20 protein-coding genes are annotated in these 15,353 nt (G+C 35.4%); 12 read left to right on the top strand and 8 right to left on the bottom strand.

The features are described 5' to 3' along the window. The coding region (locus ABE34_RS05530; protein ID WP_197141006.1) for a helix-turn-helix domain-containing protein at positions 1–298 on the bottom strand (298 nt) is incomplete at its 3' end. 396 nt (positions 299–694) lie between these two features. Then, complete coding sequence (locus ABE34_RS05525; RefSeq protein WP_197141004.1) at positions 695–1,297, bottom strand: LysE/ArgO family amino acid transporter; 603 nt, start codon at positions 1,295–1,297, stop codon at positions 695–697. A gap of 100 nt (positions 1,298–1,397) precedes the next feature. On the opposite strand from ABE34_RS05525, the gene ABE34_RS05520 reads away from it, so the two are divergent. After that, positions 1,398–2,825 carry a PLP-dependent aminotransferase family protein gene (locus tag ABE34_RS05520; RefSeq protein ID WP_197141003.1) on the top strand — a complete coding sequence of 476 codons (1,428 nt, stop codon included), beginning with the start codon at positions 1,398–1,400 and terminating at the stop codon, positions 2,823–2,825. A 500-nt stretch (positions 2,826–3,325) separates the two neighbouring features. Further along, positions 3,326–4,072, top strand: coding sequence for a hypothetical protein (locus tag ABE34_RS05515; RefSeq protein WP_197229806.1), 747 nt, complete (start codon positions 3,326–3,328; stop codon positions 4,070–4,072). Between the two features lie 304 nt (positions 4,073–4,376). Here the strand turns inward: ABE34_RS05515 and ABE34_RS25610 are convergent, their stop codons facing one another. Continuing rightward, positions 4,377–4,523, bottom strand: coding sequence for a CPBP family glutamic-type intramembrane protease (locus tag ABE34_RS25610; RefSeq protein WP_346655526.1), 147 nt, complete (start codon positions 4,521–4,523; stop codon positions 4,377–4,379). After that, positions 4,474–4,953: a CPBP family glutamic-type intramembrane protease gene (locus ABE34_RS05510; protein WP_241747011.1), complete on the bottom strand. Its 480-nt coding sequence runs from the start codon at positions 4,951–4,953 to the stop codon at positions 4,474–4,476. Before ABE34_RS05510 ends, ABE34_RS25610 begins: the two co-directional genes overlap by 50 nt. Before the next feature lie 361 nt (positions 4,954–5,314). Between ABE34_RS05510 and ABE34_RS05505 the strand changes: the two genes are divergently transcribed. Genes ABE34_RS05505 through ABE34_RS05495 form a run of 3 tightly spaced genes read left to right on the top strand, consistent with a single transcriptional unit; the run spans position 5,315 to position 6,366 of the window. Beyond that, complete coding sequence (locus ABE34_RS05505; protein ID WP_197141001.1) at positions 5,315–5,680, top strand: DUF2089 domain-containing protein; 366 nt, start codon at positions 5,315–5,317, stop codon at positions 5,678–5,680. A 13-nt stretch (positions 5,681–5,693) separates the two neighbouring features. Continuing rightward, the gene (locus ABE34_RS05500) at positions 5,694–6,074 is read left to right on the top strand and encodes an SHOCT-like domain-containing protein (RefSeq protein ID WP_079561953.1); all 381 of its coding nucleotides are present in this window, start codon (positions 5,694–5,696) and stop codon (positions 6,072–6,074) included. A 10-nt stretch (positions 6,075–6,084) separates the two neighbouring features. Beyond that, positions 6,085–6,366 carry a hypothetical protein gene (locus ABE34_RS05495; RefSeq protein ID WP_197141000.1) on the top strand — a complete coding sequence of 94 codons (282 nt, stop codon included), beginning with the start codon at positions 6,085–6,087 and terminating at the stop codon, positions 6,364–6,366. Positions 6,367–6,541: 175 nt separating this feature from the next. On the opposite strand, the gene ABE34_RS05490 is transcribed toward ABE34_RS05495, so the two are convergent. Next, positions 6,542–7,150, bottom strand: coding sequence for a transglutaminase-like domain-containing protein (locus ABE34_RS05490; protein WP_197140999.1), 609 nt, complete (start codon positions 7,148–7,150; stop codon positions 6,542–6,544). Positions 7,151–7,346: 196 nt separating this feature from the next. Here ABE34_RS05490 and ABE34_RS05485 point away from each other — a divergent pair, with 196 nt between their 5' ends. From ABE34_RS05485 to ABE34_RS05475, 3 genes are all read left to right on the top strand, one after another. Further along, a complete protein-coding gene (locus tag ABE34_RS05485; protein ID WP_197229805.1) occupies positions 7,347–7,616 on the top strand; it encodes a hypothetical protein in 270 nt (89 codons plus the stop codon). Further along, positions 7,613–7,807, top strand: coding sequence for a hypothetical protein (locus tag ABE34_RS05480; protein WP_197140997.1), 195 nt, complete (start codon positions 7,613–7,615; stop codon positions 7,805–7,807). Before ABE34_RS05485 ends, ABE34_RS05480 begins: the two co-directional genes overlap by 4 nt. A 238-nt stretch (positions 7,808–8,045) precedes the next feature. After that, a complete protein-coding gene (locus ABE34_RS05475) occupies positions 8,046–9,221 on the top strand; it encodes an oxalate decarboxylase family bicupin (RefSeq protein WP_197141019.1) in 1,176 nt (391 codons plus the stop codon). Between the two features lie 43 nt (positions 9,222–9,264). On the opposite strand, the gene ABE34_RS05470 is transcribed toward ABE34_RS05475, so the two are convergent. Further along, the gene (locus tag ABE34_RS05470) at positions 9,265–10,416 is read right to left on the bottom strand and encodes an MFS transporter (protein WP_197140996.1); all 1,152 of its coding nucleotides are present in this window, start codon (positions 10,414–10,416) and stop codon (positions 9,265–9,267) included. Between the two features lie 98 nt (positions 10,417–10,514). On the opposite strand from ABE34_RS05470, the gene yeiL reads away from it, so the two are divergent. Together yeiL and ABE34_RS05460 are read left to right on the top strand one after the other, a co-directional pair. Continuing rightward, on the top strand, positions 10,515–11,177 hold the full coding sequence (gene yeiL / locus ABE34_RS05465; protein ID WP_197140994.1) for a transcriptional regulator YeiL: 663 nt from the start codon (positions 10,515–10,517) through the stop codon (positions 11,175–11,177). Positions 11,178–11,575: 398 nt separating this feature from the next. Beyond that, complete coding sequence (locus tag ABE34_RS05460; protein ID WP_197140993.1) at positions 11,576–12,244, top strand: YqeB family protein; 669 nt, start codon at positions 11,576–11,578, stop codon at positions 12,242–12,244. Between the two features lie 611 nt (positions 12,245–12,855). Here the strand turns inward: ABE34_RS05460 and ABE34_RS05455 are convergent. Continuing rightward, on the bottom strand, positions 12,856–13,149 hold the full coding sequence (locus ABE34_RS05455) for a hypothetical protein (RefSeq protein WP_197140992.1): 294 nt from the start codon (positions 13,147–13,149) through the stop codon (positions 12,856–12,858). Positions 13,150–13,691: 542 nt separating this feature from the next. Here ABE34_RS05455 and ABE34_RS05450 point away from each other — a divergent pair. Then, on the top strand, positions 13,692–14,672 hold the full coding sequence (locus ABE34_RS05450; protein ID WP_197140991.1) for a diaminopimelate dehydrogenase: 981 nt from the start codon (positions 13,692–13,694) through the stop codon (positions 14,670–14,672). A 101-nt stretch (positions 14,673–14,773) separates the two neighbouring features. Here ABE34_RS05450 and ABE34_RS05445 read toward each other — a convergent pair whose 3' ends face one another. Next, a complete protein-coding gene (locus ABE34_RS05445) occupies positions 14,774–14,977 on the bottom strand; it encodes a transcription initiation factor TFIIIB (RefSeq protein ID WP_197140990.1) in 204 nt (67 codons plus the stop codon). Positions 14,978–15,175: 198 nt separating this feature from the next. Here ABE34_RS05445 and ABE34_RS25385 point away from each other — a divergent pair, with 198 nt between their 5' ends. Next, positions 15,176–15,310 carry a hypothetical protein gene (locus ABE34_RS25385; protein WP_276569482.1) on the top strand — a complete coding sequence of 45 codons (135 nt, stop codon included), beginning with the start codon at positions 15,176–15,178 and terminating at the stop codon, positions 15,308–15,310. Positions 15,311–15,353 lie beyond the last annotated feature (43 nt).

The raw sequence follows: 15,353 nt of genomic DNA, 5'->3' as shown, positions 1-15,353 counted from the left end.
GCTGTCCTTGATACATGCGACCGACAATTTGTTCAGGCGACCAAGTATCCCACAACTTTTCTTGAACAGCTTCTTTTACTTCAGGCGTAAATTTTGACTTGGCACCACAGTTGGATTTATTTTGATGGTAACGTACTTGCGCTTCCTCAGCCGTACTACCGGCATGGCGTTTTATCTCTCTTGAAATTGTAGAAGGTTGACGATTTAAGAGTGCCGCTATTTTACGAATCGAATAATCAAGTTCCAGGTATGTTTCTATTTTTACACGTTCTGATATGGTAAGATGGGTATAGCTCATAATGATTCCTCCGTTTGAATGTTGGTGTGGTAACTACATTCTACACGAGGTCGTTATGGGCTTCTTTTATATTGACTTCTAAGTGTTGCACTTAATATTACAATTCGTCAAATAAAAAAGTTCAACCAGAAAGTTCTGGTTGAACAACAATTTATACCAATTTATTACATTGTCCTATAAAATTAAGTGATTGTAAATAAAATATTATCTATTACTTTAATGCTTTACAAGGTGGTGCGAACTTTAATTCGACTAAATTGCAGCGTTACGGATAGAAAAATTACAGATACAAGTTAAAACTATTTCTTTAAACACAAACAAAAACTGAACTATTATCAATAATTAGTTCAGCTTAAAAATCCTGAAATAGTAAGTGCAAGTGTTTTTGTGAATAGGTTACAATAATCCACTAAAAAGATAGAGAGCAGTTGCCCAAATAAATATCGCTGAGCATTTATTGAAAATATTCATAAGCTTTCCTGAGCTATCAAGTCTTTTCAACGATGCTCCGGCAATAATAAGACCTAAAAACCACAACCAAGAAATCAAAACACATGCTGCCGTGAACAATATCTGCTCTGTACCGCTATATTTTAAAGCACTTGTCCCAATAACACCAATTGTATCTAAAATGGCATGTGGATTTAAGAGAGATACAGACAGTGCGAATAAAATTTGCTTTTTTATAGGTAGTGCTTCGTTGTTATCGGCAGTTGTCGGATTTGAACGCCAAATTGTATAGCCCATATAAAGTAAGAAAAGTATTCCAACAGTCATTAAGCCGATCCGTAACCATTCAAATTGCAATACGATTAATGATAAACCAAATACTGCAAGTAGGATTAGAAGTGTATCACAAATTGCGGCTGTTATACTGGCTGGTAAGGCTCGAACTAAACGAGGCTGTGTTGCACCTTGAGAAAAGACAAAGACATTTTGCACACCTAAGGGCAAAATAAGTCCAAACGCTAAAACCATTCCATGAAGAAATGCTTCCAATAACATTCCCTCCTTTCACTAACTATTCTAGCTGTGTTATAACTAAAAGAAAACGACCAATTGGATGGTTTTTTAGCCACCCAATTTTGAGGTGATACGTATGAACTGGCAACCTAATAGACATGGTGAAATGACATTACAGCAGCAAATTGTGACTTGGATTACTGAACATATAGAACGGGGAGATTGGGTGGCAGGGACAAAGCTACCGACACAAAGACAACTAGCGATGCAGTTTGGGGTAAACCGGAGTACTGTTCAGCAGGCGTTAGAGGAGTTAAAAGCAGCAGGAATATTGGAATCAAAAGTGGGCTCAGGTATATTTGTAGCTCATAATTCTTGGCATTCCTTAATTACACAATCACAGCCAAATTGGCAATCTTATATTGATACAAGTATTCATAAGCCGAATTATCATACTATTCAATTGATTAATGAATACGAGCAATGCGATGATGTCATTCGATTAGGTACTGGGGAGCTAGCACCAAGTTTATTGCCAACGGCTGAAATTGAAACGTCACTAAAAGAGCTTTCTTTGCAGCCGAAAGCTTTAGGTTATTCATCACCTCAGGGGAGTGGCAGACTTAGAGAGGCGATTTGCAAATATGTGAAAAAAAGAGGGATCCATGTAAAGCCTCAAAATGTATGTATTGTATCTGGTGCACTTCAGGCATTGCAGCTCATTGCTGTTGGGTTACTTGAGCAAGGTTCTATCGTATTTCAGGAACAAACATCTTATTTAAATTCAGTCCATCCATTCCAGTCTGTAGGTATGCAAATGATGGCTATAAATCGAGATGAACAGCTTGCACAAACTTTAGCTCAACGGAAAAGAAAAAGGCAGGCTGTATTTTATGCTGTTCCTACGTTAAACAATCCGACTGGTGGCGTGTGGACTACGCATGAAAAAAAGCAGCTTTATGAAGCATGTCAAAAATCTCGAATTCCTATTATTGAGGATGACGTGTATCACGAATTGCTCTTTGAAGCGGCAACGCCTCCAATTAAATCTATGGATGATAACGGGCAAGTTCTATACATTGGAAGTGTTTCGAAAACATTAAGCCCTGGACTTAGAATAGGTTGGTTAATTGGTCCAACAACTGTTATTGAGCGGTTAGCGGATATAAAAATGCAAACAGATTACGGATCAAGTGCCATCTCGCAGGAAATTGTGCTGCATTGGCTGCAGTCCCGAAAGTATGAAAAGCATATCATCGACTTACGCCAAAAATTACAGCAAAGAGCAGAATATGTAGAGACTATTTTACAAGAAAAATTTTATGATATTGCAGAGTGGAATAAACCAAAAGGGGGCTTTTATATTTGGCTAAAGTTTCATGAGCCCATTGTTGATAAAGAGTTGTTTAACAAGCTATTGCAGCGCGAAGTTCTTATTAATCCTGGTTATATTTACGATCCGCAAGATACCCAACATATCCGATTATCATATGCTTATGCGACAGAGGAAGAGTTGGAAAAAGGATTAAGTATCCTATTTGAGATTACAAAAAAGAAGAAATAAATTTCAAATTGCGTTGTTTAAGTAGATTCTAAAAGAAATCATCCATTGTATGTAATCATGTATACAATGGGTGATTTTCTTTAAGTTTATACATGTCAAATGTATCAGTATGATTGATTTGTTTTAGTAAATTTGGTTGCCGATATATTTAAAAAAAGAAAGATATATGGATTAAATGTAGAATTTACCATACTTCTGTACTATAATAGTCTTGCAAGACTAAATATAAATAAAGGAGAAACGCCTTGAAAAATCTAACTAAAATCATTTTTTCACTTATTTTTATTTTAGTGGCTACTGTCTCGTTCAATAGTCTGTCCGCCGATGCGACTAATGAAAAAGTCTCTAAAATACATAATGTATCAAATCCAGAATTTTGTAAAAATAAGAATTTCCCATATGTACTGTCTAACGGATTGACAATTGGAGCGAATAAAAAATTATGCGTTCCGGTAATCCTAAAAGGAAAGAGTGAAATATATCTTTTCGGAGGCCCATTTATGGAAGGAGAAATGCAGTTCACTATCACTGGAAATAAAGATACATTTATGTATTATAAAGATTCTGGTCGTGGTGGTGACACTCTTCAATTAGTCGGCGTTCGCCCAAATGGAGAAGTTTTCTTAGAGGAAGAGATTGCTAATGGTGTAGGTATTAACGCCGAATTTCTTTCGCCTAGTATTATTGAAATAGATATTGAGAGGTATAATGAAAACTACATTGCTATGGGCGATAGATTTACTGGCTTATTCGATACAAAATACTATCATCTTACTAAGGATGGAGAGATGAAAGAGATAGATTATATCGATCAGGAATTTGCCGACCTAGCAAAGAAGGGGCAATTAAAATGGGTGCCAGGGAATATAGGCATGAACTATAAATCTTTAAAAGCCAATATTAAAGGTACGCTTGAGTATGGTGAAATTCCTTTCTATACGACACGAAAGGCATCGTACGCTTTCCCTCCTAAAAATAAGCTTGAAGGAACGGAACCAGTTAATGCTATCGGCAAAAATACGATAATAACAGGCTCGAAAAAAGAGCTAACTGAAAAACTACAGAAATATTTCGGTAAGCCTGTAGCAGAACAAATAAATGGTAACAGCTATGTATATGCTTACAAAGCTGGTCAATATTATGTAGTAATAGATGGAGACGGCAAAAGCAAAGAATCATATCTTAATATCGGTACAAAGAATGGTATTAATATTTTATTTTGGCCTTTTGACGGAGGCATTAAATAATCTGCATTTCGTAATAAATAATGTATTTTAAGAACACATCTTATTGTGTTCTTTTTTTATTGTCGAAAAAGATAATTGAGGTGAACAAACAAATGGGGAGTATATGTATGTACTGTATAGAAGAATAAAAATGTTATATTCATTTAAAGTTGTGGATTTTGTATATAAAGATTGACCAAAACGTGCATTTATGGGGTTTTTACACAATTGATGATAATCTGAGTACATTGCTTTAAATACTAGTAAGACGTCATAAAGAAAAAAACATCACACCTACCTAGAGGAGTGTAATGTTTTGGGGATATTACCTTTTCATACGTATTAAATTGTATTTAAATAACAGTGTCATTCCGAGATTCATCAAAAAATGCACAAGAAATGGTGCTAATATATTGTTTGTTTCAAAATAAATCCATCCGAAAATTAGACTTGGAAAGTATTGAGTATGCATCCCTAAAAAACAATAAAGTTGTAATGATAATAACAATCCATTTTTGGTCTATAAATAATAGAAGTGAATTTTGAATAATGCCCCTAAACAACATTTCTTCAAATAATGCTGCTATAAACATAAAGGAAGAAATAGTTAATAACGAATAGTTTTGATAGCCTTTGTTAGTGTCGTCCGTGTAATTCGAGGGAACATACATTGTTAAGATTATGCCAAATAAAAGTAAACCGAATGAACAGACAGCTATACTCAGTACCATCTTGAATGGCTGATCAAATGATAGGAACTTATATATCGTAAATACATCATAAACGATAAGTACAAAAATGACTGCCACACAAATGAATGTAAAAGAAGAGAATACAAAAACAGCATCCTTTGGGCTAAAGTCCTTCTTTGCCTTTTTTGGTTTTTCTTTTACATGCTCCATATCCTTCCTCCTTTTCTTGAATAAATTAGAATAAAAAATATTTTACCATAATATTGTAGCGGGAAGTATAGCCTTTATTGAAGAGAATTTCTAAGATAGGGACCTATTCTTTTAATTGGTGTCTAAACATTCGACGCGACTGCTTCTCTTTGCACAAAAAACATTTGTTGGCCTAAAGCTGAACGGAGTTAATATTATAGTTTATAAGTTAATCCACATTAAAAGTGAAAATGGATAATTAATAATATAAAAAAACAAATTAATATTATTTATTTTTATTATTAAAAAGTTTAATTTTAATTACTTGCATTTTCAATTCCTTGTTGTATAATCAAATCAACTAGAAGGAAGGGAGTTCACTATGGCTTATCAAGTTATCACAGATTGTCCTGTTTGCAGTAAAACATTGAAAATTACAAAGTTGCAGTGCTCTCATTGTCACACAACGATTGAAAATGAGTTTGAATTATCTAAGTTGGCATCTTTATCAAAAAATCAGCTTCATTTTGTAGAAGTATTTTTAACTTGCAGAGGGAATATCAAAGAAGTGGAAAAGGAACTGGGGATTTCGTATCCAACGGTTCGAGGCAAGCTAACAGACATTATCTCATCTCTTGGTTATGAGCAAAAGAAGAAAAATGAAGTAGACGAGAAAAAAGTTGTCACTATGCTGGAAAATGGCGAGATCACACCTGAGGAAGCTATTAAGCTTTTAAAAGAGGAATAGGGAGGAATTTATCATGAAAGAGGAAATTGCAAGAGTATTAACAATGGTTCAAGAAGGAAAGATTGATGCAGAACAAGGATCAGAACTGATTCAAGTATTAAAAGAAAAAGAAGAAACAAGTAATGATAAGCCGACTAAATATTTAGATAAAACTTTAAAAGTCCGTGTTGTATCAGCCGAAAATGATAACGTCATGGTTAATTTACCTATAAAACTTGTCAAGGTAGTATTACTGGCTGGACATAGCATTGCAGCGAGTGTTCCTCAAGCGGAAAAATACGTTAAAGATATTGATATAAACCTTATTATTGAAGCAATTGAAAACGAATTAGATGGCCAAATTGTTGATATTAAATCGGCAAACGGGGATACCGTTTCGGTCATCATTGAATAGTGATTTTCTTATGATGCATGTAAAAGTGAAAACAAAAGGTTTTCGGCTTAATATCCCAATGCCATATGCTATGTTAAACATTGTAGTTTCAATTTTGTCTTCGAAACTTTTGCAACGAAATTTAAACAAATGGACAAAAGAGCCTTTCGAAAGAAATAAAATAGACTTTACTTTTCCAATAATAGATAAAAACACACTAAAGCCTATCGTTAAGGAACTGAAAAATTATAAGGGAATCGTGATAGTGGATGTTAAAGCTAAGGACGGCACAGAGGTTAAAGTTAGACTATAATTGATTAGAAAATAGCAATTGAAAAAAAGCCTAATTTCTTGTTGCTTGCAACTGAAAAAATTAATTTCTTAAAGAGTAAAGAATCCTTATTAGCATAAAAAAACTCCATTTTTAGATGAAAATGGAGTTTTTTATAAAGGTTATTTCTAAAAGAGTTAAGTAACGAAAGCCACTATTATATACTTTCAGGTAAAAAGTGCTTATACATTTCCAATACATCAGTATGCTTCTTTAATACAGCAATGGTATTAGGGTTTGGCTTTATAAAAATAACAAAATAATCTTTTTCACCAAGTTCCTTGTTAATTGGAAAAGCTAATTTTTCTTCATCTATAGAAAATTGAGCATTAACACCAGTTTTATTTCCACGTGCATCTAATCGTATCCACTTACTATGGGATTTAAGATATACAGCATTCATAGCGTGAATCGAATATCCTTTTTCTGGTGTATCAAATAACATTAATCGTTGATAGCAAAAACCTGTTGGAATACCTTGTGATCTCAATAATGCTGCTAAAAGGTTTGATTTTGCATAGCAAATACCTTGTTTATATTTCAATACATCTGATGCATTACAAGTAACTTTTTCTCCTTGAATATCCCAAGAATGTGATATTTCATCACGAACAAATTCAAAAGCAATCTTGGCTTTTTCAACATCTGTTTGAGTTGAGTTAAATAGCTCCTCAATTTTATCTTTAATAATTCGGTTAGAGTAATTAACCACATCTAATTCAAGTAAGTAATCTTCTAAATACTCAGATTCAATTATAAATTCCATAAACCATCACTCCTTTGTATTTTTATTTAATTATAGGTATTATTATACAACTATCTAAGTGGTTCATCTATATTTTTAATTGTAATATAAAGGGATTTTAAGGGTGAAAGCGAATATGAAGTAAGAACTAAAATCGAAGAGGTGGTTTGTCATTATGGTAATGTAATATCGCTCTATTACCTATATCCCGGAGTTGGTGAAAGCAAGTAAAATGGTAGCCCAAAGACATCATTTTGAATATTCTTGTTCAGATGAGGCTCGAAGATTGTTATCGGTACTTGTTGGTCAAATCACTCATGGAATAATTCTTGAAATCGGGACTGGCTATGGCGTAGGCAGTGCTTGGATTCTTTCTACCATTGCACCAAACGTTCAGTTTCTCTCAGTGGATCATACAAAGGAAAAAATTGAGGCTACTGCTCAAGCAATTCGTCATCAGCAAGCAGAATTTTTAGTAGGTGATTGAAAGAGGCGATTGCAAAAGGTCCTTTTCAATTTATTTTTGCGGATGCAGCTGCGGCTAAAACGATTGAAGGCGTACAACTTTTGGAGGCGTTAGCTATTGGGGGTATATTAGTGATGGACGATTTTACGCCAAAGAACATTTTCCGGAAGAATGAAGAGGAAAGCCTGATAATGTCAGGGAATGTTGGCTAAATCAAAAGGAATTAAGAGCCACTGAGATTTATTTAACTTCTTTCAGCGGAGGTCCAAACATCCGCTGAAAGAAGTTAAAGCCTCCGGCGGATGTCACGGAATTATGCCAAGGCATAATTGATCGCCAACATCCTCTGCCATTCTCGCAACTAAGCTACATGAAAAGAATAATACTAGTAAAGAATCCATACATATGTATATAACGATTTCTTTATGAAGAGGTGAACCATTGGAGAACATGCCAGAGGGCTATTCTTATGTTCCACAGCCTATTCGGAAAGATGGTGCAGGTGGGGTGGATAAAGGGCCGAGAGATATTATGAGGGATTTGGAAAATCCTGATTTGCTTGTCCCTCCTAAAACGGATGCTGGTCTTGTACCAAATTTAAAATTTTCATTTTCTGATACGCATATGGTTTTAAAACATGGCGGTTGGTCTCGAGAAATTACTGTACGTGATCTGCCTATTGCTACGACATTGGCAGGTGTTAATATGAGTTTGACACCAGGTGGGGTACGCGAGCTACATTGGCATCAACAAGCAGAATGGTCGTATATGCTTCTTGGTCATGCACGCATTACAGCTGTCGATCAAAATGGGCGTAATTTTATTGCCGATGTAGGACCGGGGGACTTATGGTATTTTCCACCAGGTATTCCACATTCCATACAGGGTCTTGAAGATGGCTGTGAATTTTTATTAGTGTTTGACGATGGGCATTTCTCAGATCTTAGTACATTTTCAATTTCTGATTGGTTTGCGCATACGCCTAAAGATGTGCTGTCCTCTAATTTTGGTGTTCCAAAGAGCGCTTTTCAACATATCCCGAAAGAACAGGTCTATATTTATCAAGATAAGGTTCCAGGACCACTAGATACACAAAAAGTACAATCGCCATATGGTACAGTCCCGCAAACTTTCAAGCATCGTCTGCTTGCACAAACGCCTATTAAAACTCCTGGAGGTAGTGTCAGAATTGTAGACTCCACTAATTTTCCTATTTCTAAAAATATCGCAGCAGCCCTTGTCGAGATTAAGCCTGGTGCTATGAGAGAGCTGCATTGGCACCCGAATAATGACGAATGGCAATATTATCTACAAGGTAAAGGGCGTATGACTGTATTTGCAGCTAATGGTGTGGCGAGGACATTCGATTATCGTGCGGGAGATGTTGGATATGTGCCGTTTGCAAATGGTCACTACGTTGAGAATACCGGTACGGAAACATTATGGTTCCTTGAAATGTTTAAAAGTGATAGATTTCAAGATGTTTCGTTAAATCAATGGATGGCTCTTACACCATCTGAGCTAATACAAAGTAATTTAAATATTGGACCTGAACTTCTACATGTATTAAGGAAGGAAAAATGGCCGGTCGTGAAATATCCTGGGTTTTCATATTATCCAAAGTGAGCATATAGAAAAGCAGGTGAGATTTTTTTCTCACCTGCTTGTTTTAATATTGATATTTAGTTCTAGTAGTAAGCAGTATACCGATTGCTGGAACAGTACAAATAAGCATTGCTGCAAATGATAGTCCAGGAGAAATTTCGTATAAATAGCCACCTAAAAATGTAAGGATAGCTGTACTTAATCCCATTGCTAGCGCAGAGTAAATGCCTTGTGCATTTGGAATTTGCTCCTTTGGCAATGTTTTTGTTAAATAGCTGATAAAAGCGTAATGCGCAAGTGCAAAAGATAATGCATGTAATGTTTGAGAAGCGATAAATACCCACACATTCGGGAATAAGTAAATGAGTAACCAGCGTAATGATGAACCACTTGCTGCTAAAAGTAATAAAGAAGATGAGCGCCATTTTTTAAATAGTGTATCAGCCTTCATAAAGTATAAGATTTCGCACATAACGGCGATGTTAATAATCATCCCCATGTAAAATCGATCAACATGTAAGTCACCTAAATATATATAGCCGTAGCTGTAATAAGAAGCGTGTGCGCCTTGCAACAGAATAACGACTAATAAAACAATAGGGAAGCCTTTAATAGTCCATAATGTTTTCATCGACAATGATTTTGCACGTTGTTCTTTCGTCGGTACAATGAGTAACTCTTGTGGAGTAGCCATTTGCTGCATCAACAGCATACCGATCAGGCCGACCACCATACTCCAAAAGATTATGTCATTGCCAAATGCGCCTGTCAGCATACTAATGATTAATACTGCAATGACAAAGCCAAGGGAACCATAGGAGCGGCTTTTGCCATAGTGTACATTTCCATGCTGTACGAGCGTAGCCGCACTACTTTCAACGGCAGGGAGCAGTGCTGGATAGAAAACGCTAAATAAAAGGGTAACGATAAGAAGCGAGATAAAGCTCGTGCTTAGTATGTAAAGTAAAGTTGTGAGTAGGGCTCCTATTGCTAGAATACTAGTGAGTCTTTTATTATTCACAAATTTTGCAAGTGTCGGGAAGAAAAAGAGATTTGAAATTGCCCGTGCTAAAAGACCGCAACCCATTATGACGCTAGCCTGTGAAACAGTAAGATGTTTGGAATCTACAAGCCAACCAGTCCAATAAGGTAAGAAAATACCCCATGTAAAGAAAAATGCAAAGAAATTTTGAGAAAGCCATCGTTGATTGTTCATAAAATTACGTACCTCCATTAACTATGTTGAATAATAGCACGTTCATCGATACAATAATGTGAGATATCTCACATTTTTTCGAAGGAGAGAGTAAAAAAATGCATATACTGACAGCTGAGGAACGTTCATATTACCTTGATAAATATCCAATAGATGATTTTTTTTCTTTTGAAATTAATCCATTTTTAGAAATATGTAAGTTTGACAAGGGTGAATGGATTTTTCAAGAGGGTTCATTTCCAGATACGCTATACTACATGATCGAAGGAAAGGCGAAGCTATACATGACACACAAAAATGGCAAAGTTTCGCTTATCGATTACTTGGAGGCACCACTTTTTATGGGGGAAATTGAATTGCTTAATGAGGCAAGATATACGAAGGGGATTCAGACAGTAACCGAGACGATTTGTTTTTCGATTAAACAGTCCTGCAAAGAAAAATTACTCACGGATGTTCTATTTTTGCGTAAACTTTGTGTGTTTTTAGGGGAAAAGGCGTTCAAAATGACGTCAAAATATACACAAAATCAAGCATTTCCACTTGAAAATCGACTAGCTGCCTTTATTCAATTTTCGTCAGATCAAGGAGTCTATAAAGAAAAGCATACTGAAATCTGTGAATATTTAGGGGTTTCCTATCGACATTTATTATATGTACTTGCGCAATTTTGCGAAGAAAAAATTTTAGAAAAGAAAAAGAATGGCTACCACATTATTAATGAAGGGCGTCTTTCCGAATTGGCTCAGGAAATACTGTGATCTGTTCAAATCATCTAACGGAAACAATGTGATTGGGAAATAACAAAAACCTTTTTTTGACGGTCAACCTCAACAAATGGTATTATTTACTATTGTTTGGTGAAAAACGTTTAGAATGGTGTATATAAGAGAAAGTAACAAATTTCAGAAAAAGATTGAGTGGAAAATATATATAAGCCCAATCATTTTTCGTATTCAACTAGATATTGGAGGGATATAATTTTTAAACATACTTACATACTAATAAATTTACACTGGAGAAATTTTTAGAGAGAGGGTCATAGAAGAAAGTTTTTGATGTTTTTAATTAACAACTTAATTAGCGTTATTCGATTAAATGTTATGGCAAAATTAAGAAAAGCCATTACTAGAGTATTATTTTAAAAGGGTGGACTTTAATGAGTAATAATCATACAATATTAAACTTTTCTAAAACTGATAAAGTTATTATGTGGCTTGGTTTCCCACTTATCGGTTTAGTGCTAGGATGGTTTCTGCCGAGTATTGCTAAATGGGCTAGTACTTTACCATGGGTACCTTTTCAAGGACCTTTAAATTTAATTGCATCTTATCATGGAGCATGGATAGGTTTCATCACAATGGCTCTTGGTTTGGTGGCGGGAATTGCAATCACTTTTTTTTCTATTCATGAAAGTTTAGAAATGACAATAGACGATGAGAAAATTATTTTAAAACTTAGAAATGATGAAATGAACTTAAAAAAGAAAGATATCTCACTCGTATTTATGGATGGAAAGCAAATAGTATTATTAGGTAATGATGAGAAAGAACTTTTCCGATTTAAACAAGAGCTGAATAAAAATACAGTTAGAGCTGCATTTTTAAAACATGATTATCTTTGGAGTGAGAGTGAGCCATTTAAAGAAGATTTTAAAAAGTGGGTAGTAGATTGTCCTGATCTATCACCTGCTGCGAATGCAATATTTAAAGCAAGAAAAATTGCGATTGAAGATGGCGATGATGAAGAAGTATTTCTGTTGGCTAAAGAGCTTTGGAAACTAAGAATATCAGTAAAAGAAATAAAAAAGAGTCAATATTATCGATAAACGATAAAAAATAAGTAAAAACTGGCTTATCTCTTAATTGTACAATTATGCTTTAATAATTTTTTTAAAATAAAAGTTATGCCGAGAAAAGCTTGGTAGCAAGTTTTTTTCGGCATTAGTCTTCTGTAGTGAAGTCAGGATTTAAATTCTTCAGTAAAATGTTTTTGTAGCGATAGGTACAGAAGTCTCTTACTTTTATAGAAGGTGAGATAAATTCAGGTTTAAGTTAATTTTCAGCAGTTGTCCAAACATCGCTGAAATAGAGGAATCAGTCCAAGAACGCACGTCCTGTGGCAATTTAACTGTGCAACAACAACACATGAATGAGTGACTAACATCACGCTGTCGCTACGCTTTCGGCGAAAAACATCCGTTGCCCCAAAGCCTCCGTACGCAATTATGTAGCGGCATAAGCTACTATCTCCTAACAAGTCTAAAATTCTCATATTAAATAATGATTCTCCGATTTTACTCCTTTTCAATTACACCACCCTAAAACATAGCGAAGAACTATTTAATTGTAACTTTTTGCATATAGATTGTCCCAAAAAGGGCAAATGATTAGGGAACTTCGATCCTATGCTGAAGAAGTAAGGAACGTATTTTTAATTTTAGTCAGTCCTAGCCTTATTATATTCACATTTTTTAACCAACCAGCGTGCAATCTCTTTGCCACCATGGTAGAAGTTAATCTCATTGACTCTTTGTATAGATGTAACTAGGGTTTCTTCCGTAACGCCAAAAGGTATAACCCCTATACATTGGTGTATGTTGTGTGGGATCTTTTTGTGCTTTGCCTCAGTTTCAATGTGAGCTTTAGCAGATTTTTGTGCATTTCGGAATGGACGAGTAAGTAGTTCTCCTTGTTCCACTGTTGTGCTTGGCGAATAACAATTACCTTTCATTCAACATGCCCCCTTTGTCGTTAGTTTTATTGTACAAGACATGCGGTGGAAAAAGTCTTCATTTACAAGGCTTTAACGAAAACTTAATTGTTGCTGTCGCTTCGCTTTCGCACAGAAAAAATCGTGTTGCTGTCGCTTCGCTTTCGCACAGAAAAAACCGTGTTGCTGTCGCTTCGCTTTCGCACAGATAAACAATATGTCCGGAATCGGCTTTGTGCTAGCACAAAGAACTCCTTTCCGATTTCATCCTCCGGAGGCATTTAGACCAACGTGATGTTGGTCACTCAGTCGTTGCCACAAGACGTGGCGTTCTCAGACTGAGTTCCTCTATTTCAGCGGTATTTTGTATATCCGCTGAACGAAGTTAAATTTGTAACCGTATTCATGCCATTTACGAATAGAAATCATAGAAAACTTGTATGATTTCAAGAGAAAAACTCGTACTCAAACTATTGTGAATTTTCCTAACACAACGTATTATTGTAAGTAGATTTAACGTGAAGGACTTCACATAGTCACGTAATCGTGAGGAGGAATTTTTAATGAGTGCAATTCGAGTAGGTATTGTAGGTTATGGAAATTTAGGGCGCGGTGTAGAGTATGCTATTTCACAAAATCCAGATATGGAATTAGTGGCGGTATTCACACGTCGCGATCCTTCAACTGTAAACATTGCAAGTAATGCTAGCGTATATTTAGTAGATGATGCTGAAAAATTCCAAAATGACATTGATGTAATGATTTTATGTGGTGGCTCAGCAACAGATTTACCTGAGCAAGGACCACACTTTGCACAATGGTTTAATACAATTGATAGCTTTGATACTCATGCGAAAATTCCTGAGTTTTTCGAGGCTGTAGATGCAGCGGCACAAAAGTCTGGTAAAGTATCCGTCATTTCAGTTGGCTGGGATCCAGGTTTATTCTCTTTAAATCGTATACTCGGGGAGACAGTTCTACCAGTTGGCACAACTTATACTTTCTGGGGAGACGGTTTAAGTCAAGGTCACTCAGATGCTGTGCGTCGCATTGAAGGTGTTAAAAATGCGGTACAATACACATTACCAATTCAAGAGGCAGTAGACCGTGTTCGTAACGGTGAAAATCCTGAGCTGACAACGCGTGAAAAGCATGCACGGGAATGTTGGGTAGTTCTTGAAGAAGGTGCGGATGGTGCGAAAGTTGAGCAAGAAATCGTAACGATGCCGAACTATTTTGATGAATATGACACAACTGTAAACTTTATTTCTGAAGAGGAATTTAAAGCAAACCACACAGGCATGCCACACGGTGGATTCGTTATTCGTAGTGGGGAAAGCGGCGCTAACGAAAAACAAATTCTAGAATTCTCATTAAAACTTGAAAGTAATCCAAACTTCACATCTAGTGTCCTAGTAGCATTTGCTCGTGCAGCACATCGCTTAAACCAAGCTGGAGACAAAGGTGCTAAAACAGTATTCGATATCCCATTCGGTCTGTTATCACCAAAATCTGCTGCTGAATTACGTAAAGGACTTTTATAATTTTAACCTATTAAACTACCCGATTATCATTTAGTTGATAATCGGGTTTTTCATTAGTAGCAAGTCAATTTGTAATACTGCACTCCTTACTTGAAGAACATCTAAAGTGTCCCCTTAAATTTCTCTGGTTTTTCTACATAACTTTCAATTATTAGTCCACATTCAGTACAAATAATATATTCAACATCATACCCAAAGCTTAACTTATTAGATGGATACATAACTGAATAACTACTTTGATGACCTTTACCCAATTCTTTTCCACCACATTTAGGGCATTCTGTTACTTTCGTAGTATGTTTCATATGTAAACCTCCACTTTGGTTTTATATAAATATTATTACGATGTTCCTTATGTCATTATGAATGAACAATAATTTGCTTTCATCTTGTTCAACTAAGCTTCTTCGTTAGTTGAAAAGCAACAATCTTTACAAAAACAGCCTTTAAAATAAAGTAGAGGTGTAATTGATGAGAAAATGGCCCAAGTTATGTGACTTAAAATGAAGGTATTGATTGTAAATCTCGCTAAGAATCCAGATCAAACATTTCATATTGGCGATAAGGTAAAAGTGGGCTATGATGGTAAAATAAAGGATAAAGTGCCAATTCGAATTACTTTGCTTATTTTAAAATAAGTTTAGTAATATCTACTAAAGTAGTTGTACATTGTAACGTTGA

This window comes from Lysinibacillus sphaericus, assembly GCF_015844675.1.
Taxonomy (GTDB): domain Bacteria; phylum Bacillota; class Bacilli; order Bacillales_A; family Planococcaceae; genus Lysinibacillus; species Lysinibacillus sphaericus_E.
Note: the sequence above shows the minus strand (reverse complement) of the source record. Positions and strands in the feature narration are given on the sequence as shown.

Coding starts and splice junctions, on each gene's coding strand:
- ABE34_RS05515 (WP_197229806.1), top strand. CDS start 3,326: ATGGAAGGAGAAATGCAGTTCACTATCACTGGAAATAAAGATACATTT.
- ABE34_RS05510 (WP_241747011.1), bottom strand. CDS start 4,953: ATGGAGCATGTAAAAGAAAAACCAAAAAAGGCAAAGAAGGACTTTAGC.
- ABE34_RS05475 (WP_197141019.1), top strand. CDS start 8,046: ATGCCAGAGGGCTATTCTTATGTTCCACAGCCTATTCGGAAAGATGGT.
- ABE34_RS05520 (WP_197141003.1), top strand. CDS start 1,398: ATGAACTGGCAACCTAATAGACATGGTGAAATGACATTACAGCAGCAA.
- ABE34_RS05445 (WP_197140990.1), bottom strand. CDS start 14,977: ATGAAACATACTACGAAAGTAACAGAATGCCCTAAATGTGGTGGAAAA.
- ABE34_RS05495 (WP_197141000.1), top strand. CDS start 6,085: ATGATGCATGTAAAAGTGAAAACAAAAGGTTTTCGGCTTAATATCCCA.
- yeiL (WP_197140994.1), top strand. CDS start 10,515: ATGCATATACTGACAGCTGAGGAACGTTCATATTACCTTGATAAATAT.
- ABE34_RS25610 (WP_346655526.1), bottom strand. CDS start 4,523: ATGCATACTCAATACTTTCCAAGTCTAATTTTCGGATGGATTTATTTT.
- ABE34_RS05455 (WP_197140992.1), bottom strand. CDS start 13,149: ATGAAAGGTAATTGTTATTCGCCAAGCACAACAGTGGAACAAGGAGAA.
- ABE34_RS05505 (WP_197141001.1), top strand. CDS start 5,315: ATGGCTTATCAAGTTATCACAGATTGTCCTGTTTGCAGTAAAACATTG.
- ABE34_RS05490 (WP_197140999.1), bottom strand. CDS start 7,150: ATGGAATTTATAATTGAATCTGAGTATTTAGAAGATTACTTACTTGAA.
- ABE34_RS05450 (WP_197140991.1), top strand. CDS start 13,692: ATGAGTGCAATTCGAGTAGGTATTGTAGGTTATGGAAATTTAGGGCGC.
- ABE34_RS05500 (WP_079561953.1), top strand. CDS start 5,694: ATGAAAGAGGAAATTGCAAGAGTATTAACAATGGTTCAAGAAGGAAAG.
- ABE34_RS05460 (WP_197140993.1), top strand. CDS start 11,576: ATGAGTAATAATCATACAATATTAAACTTTTCTAAAACTGATAAAGTT.
- ABE34_RS25385 (WP_276569482.1), top strand. CDS start 15,176: ATGAAGGTATTGATTGTAAATCTCGCTAAGAATCCAGATCAAACATTT.
- ABE34_RS05470 (WP_197140996.1), bottom strand. CDS start 10,416: ATGAACAATCAACGATGGCTTTCTCAAAATTTCTTTGCATTTTTCTTT.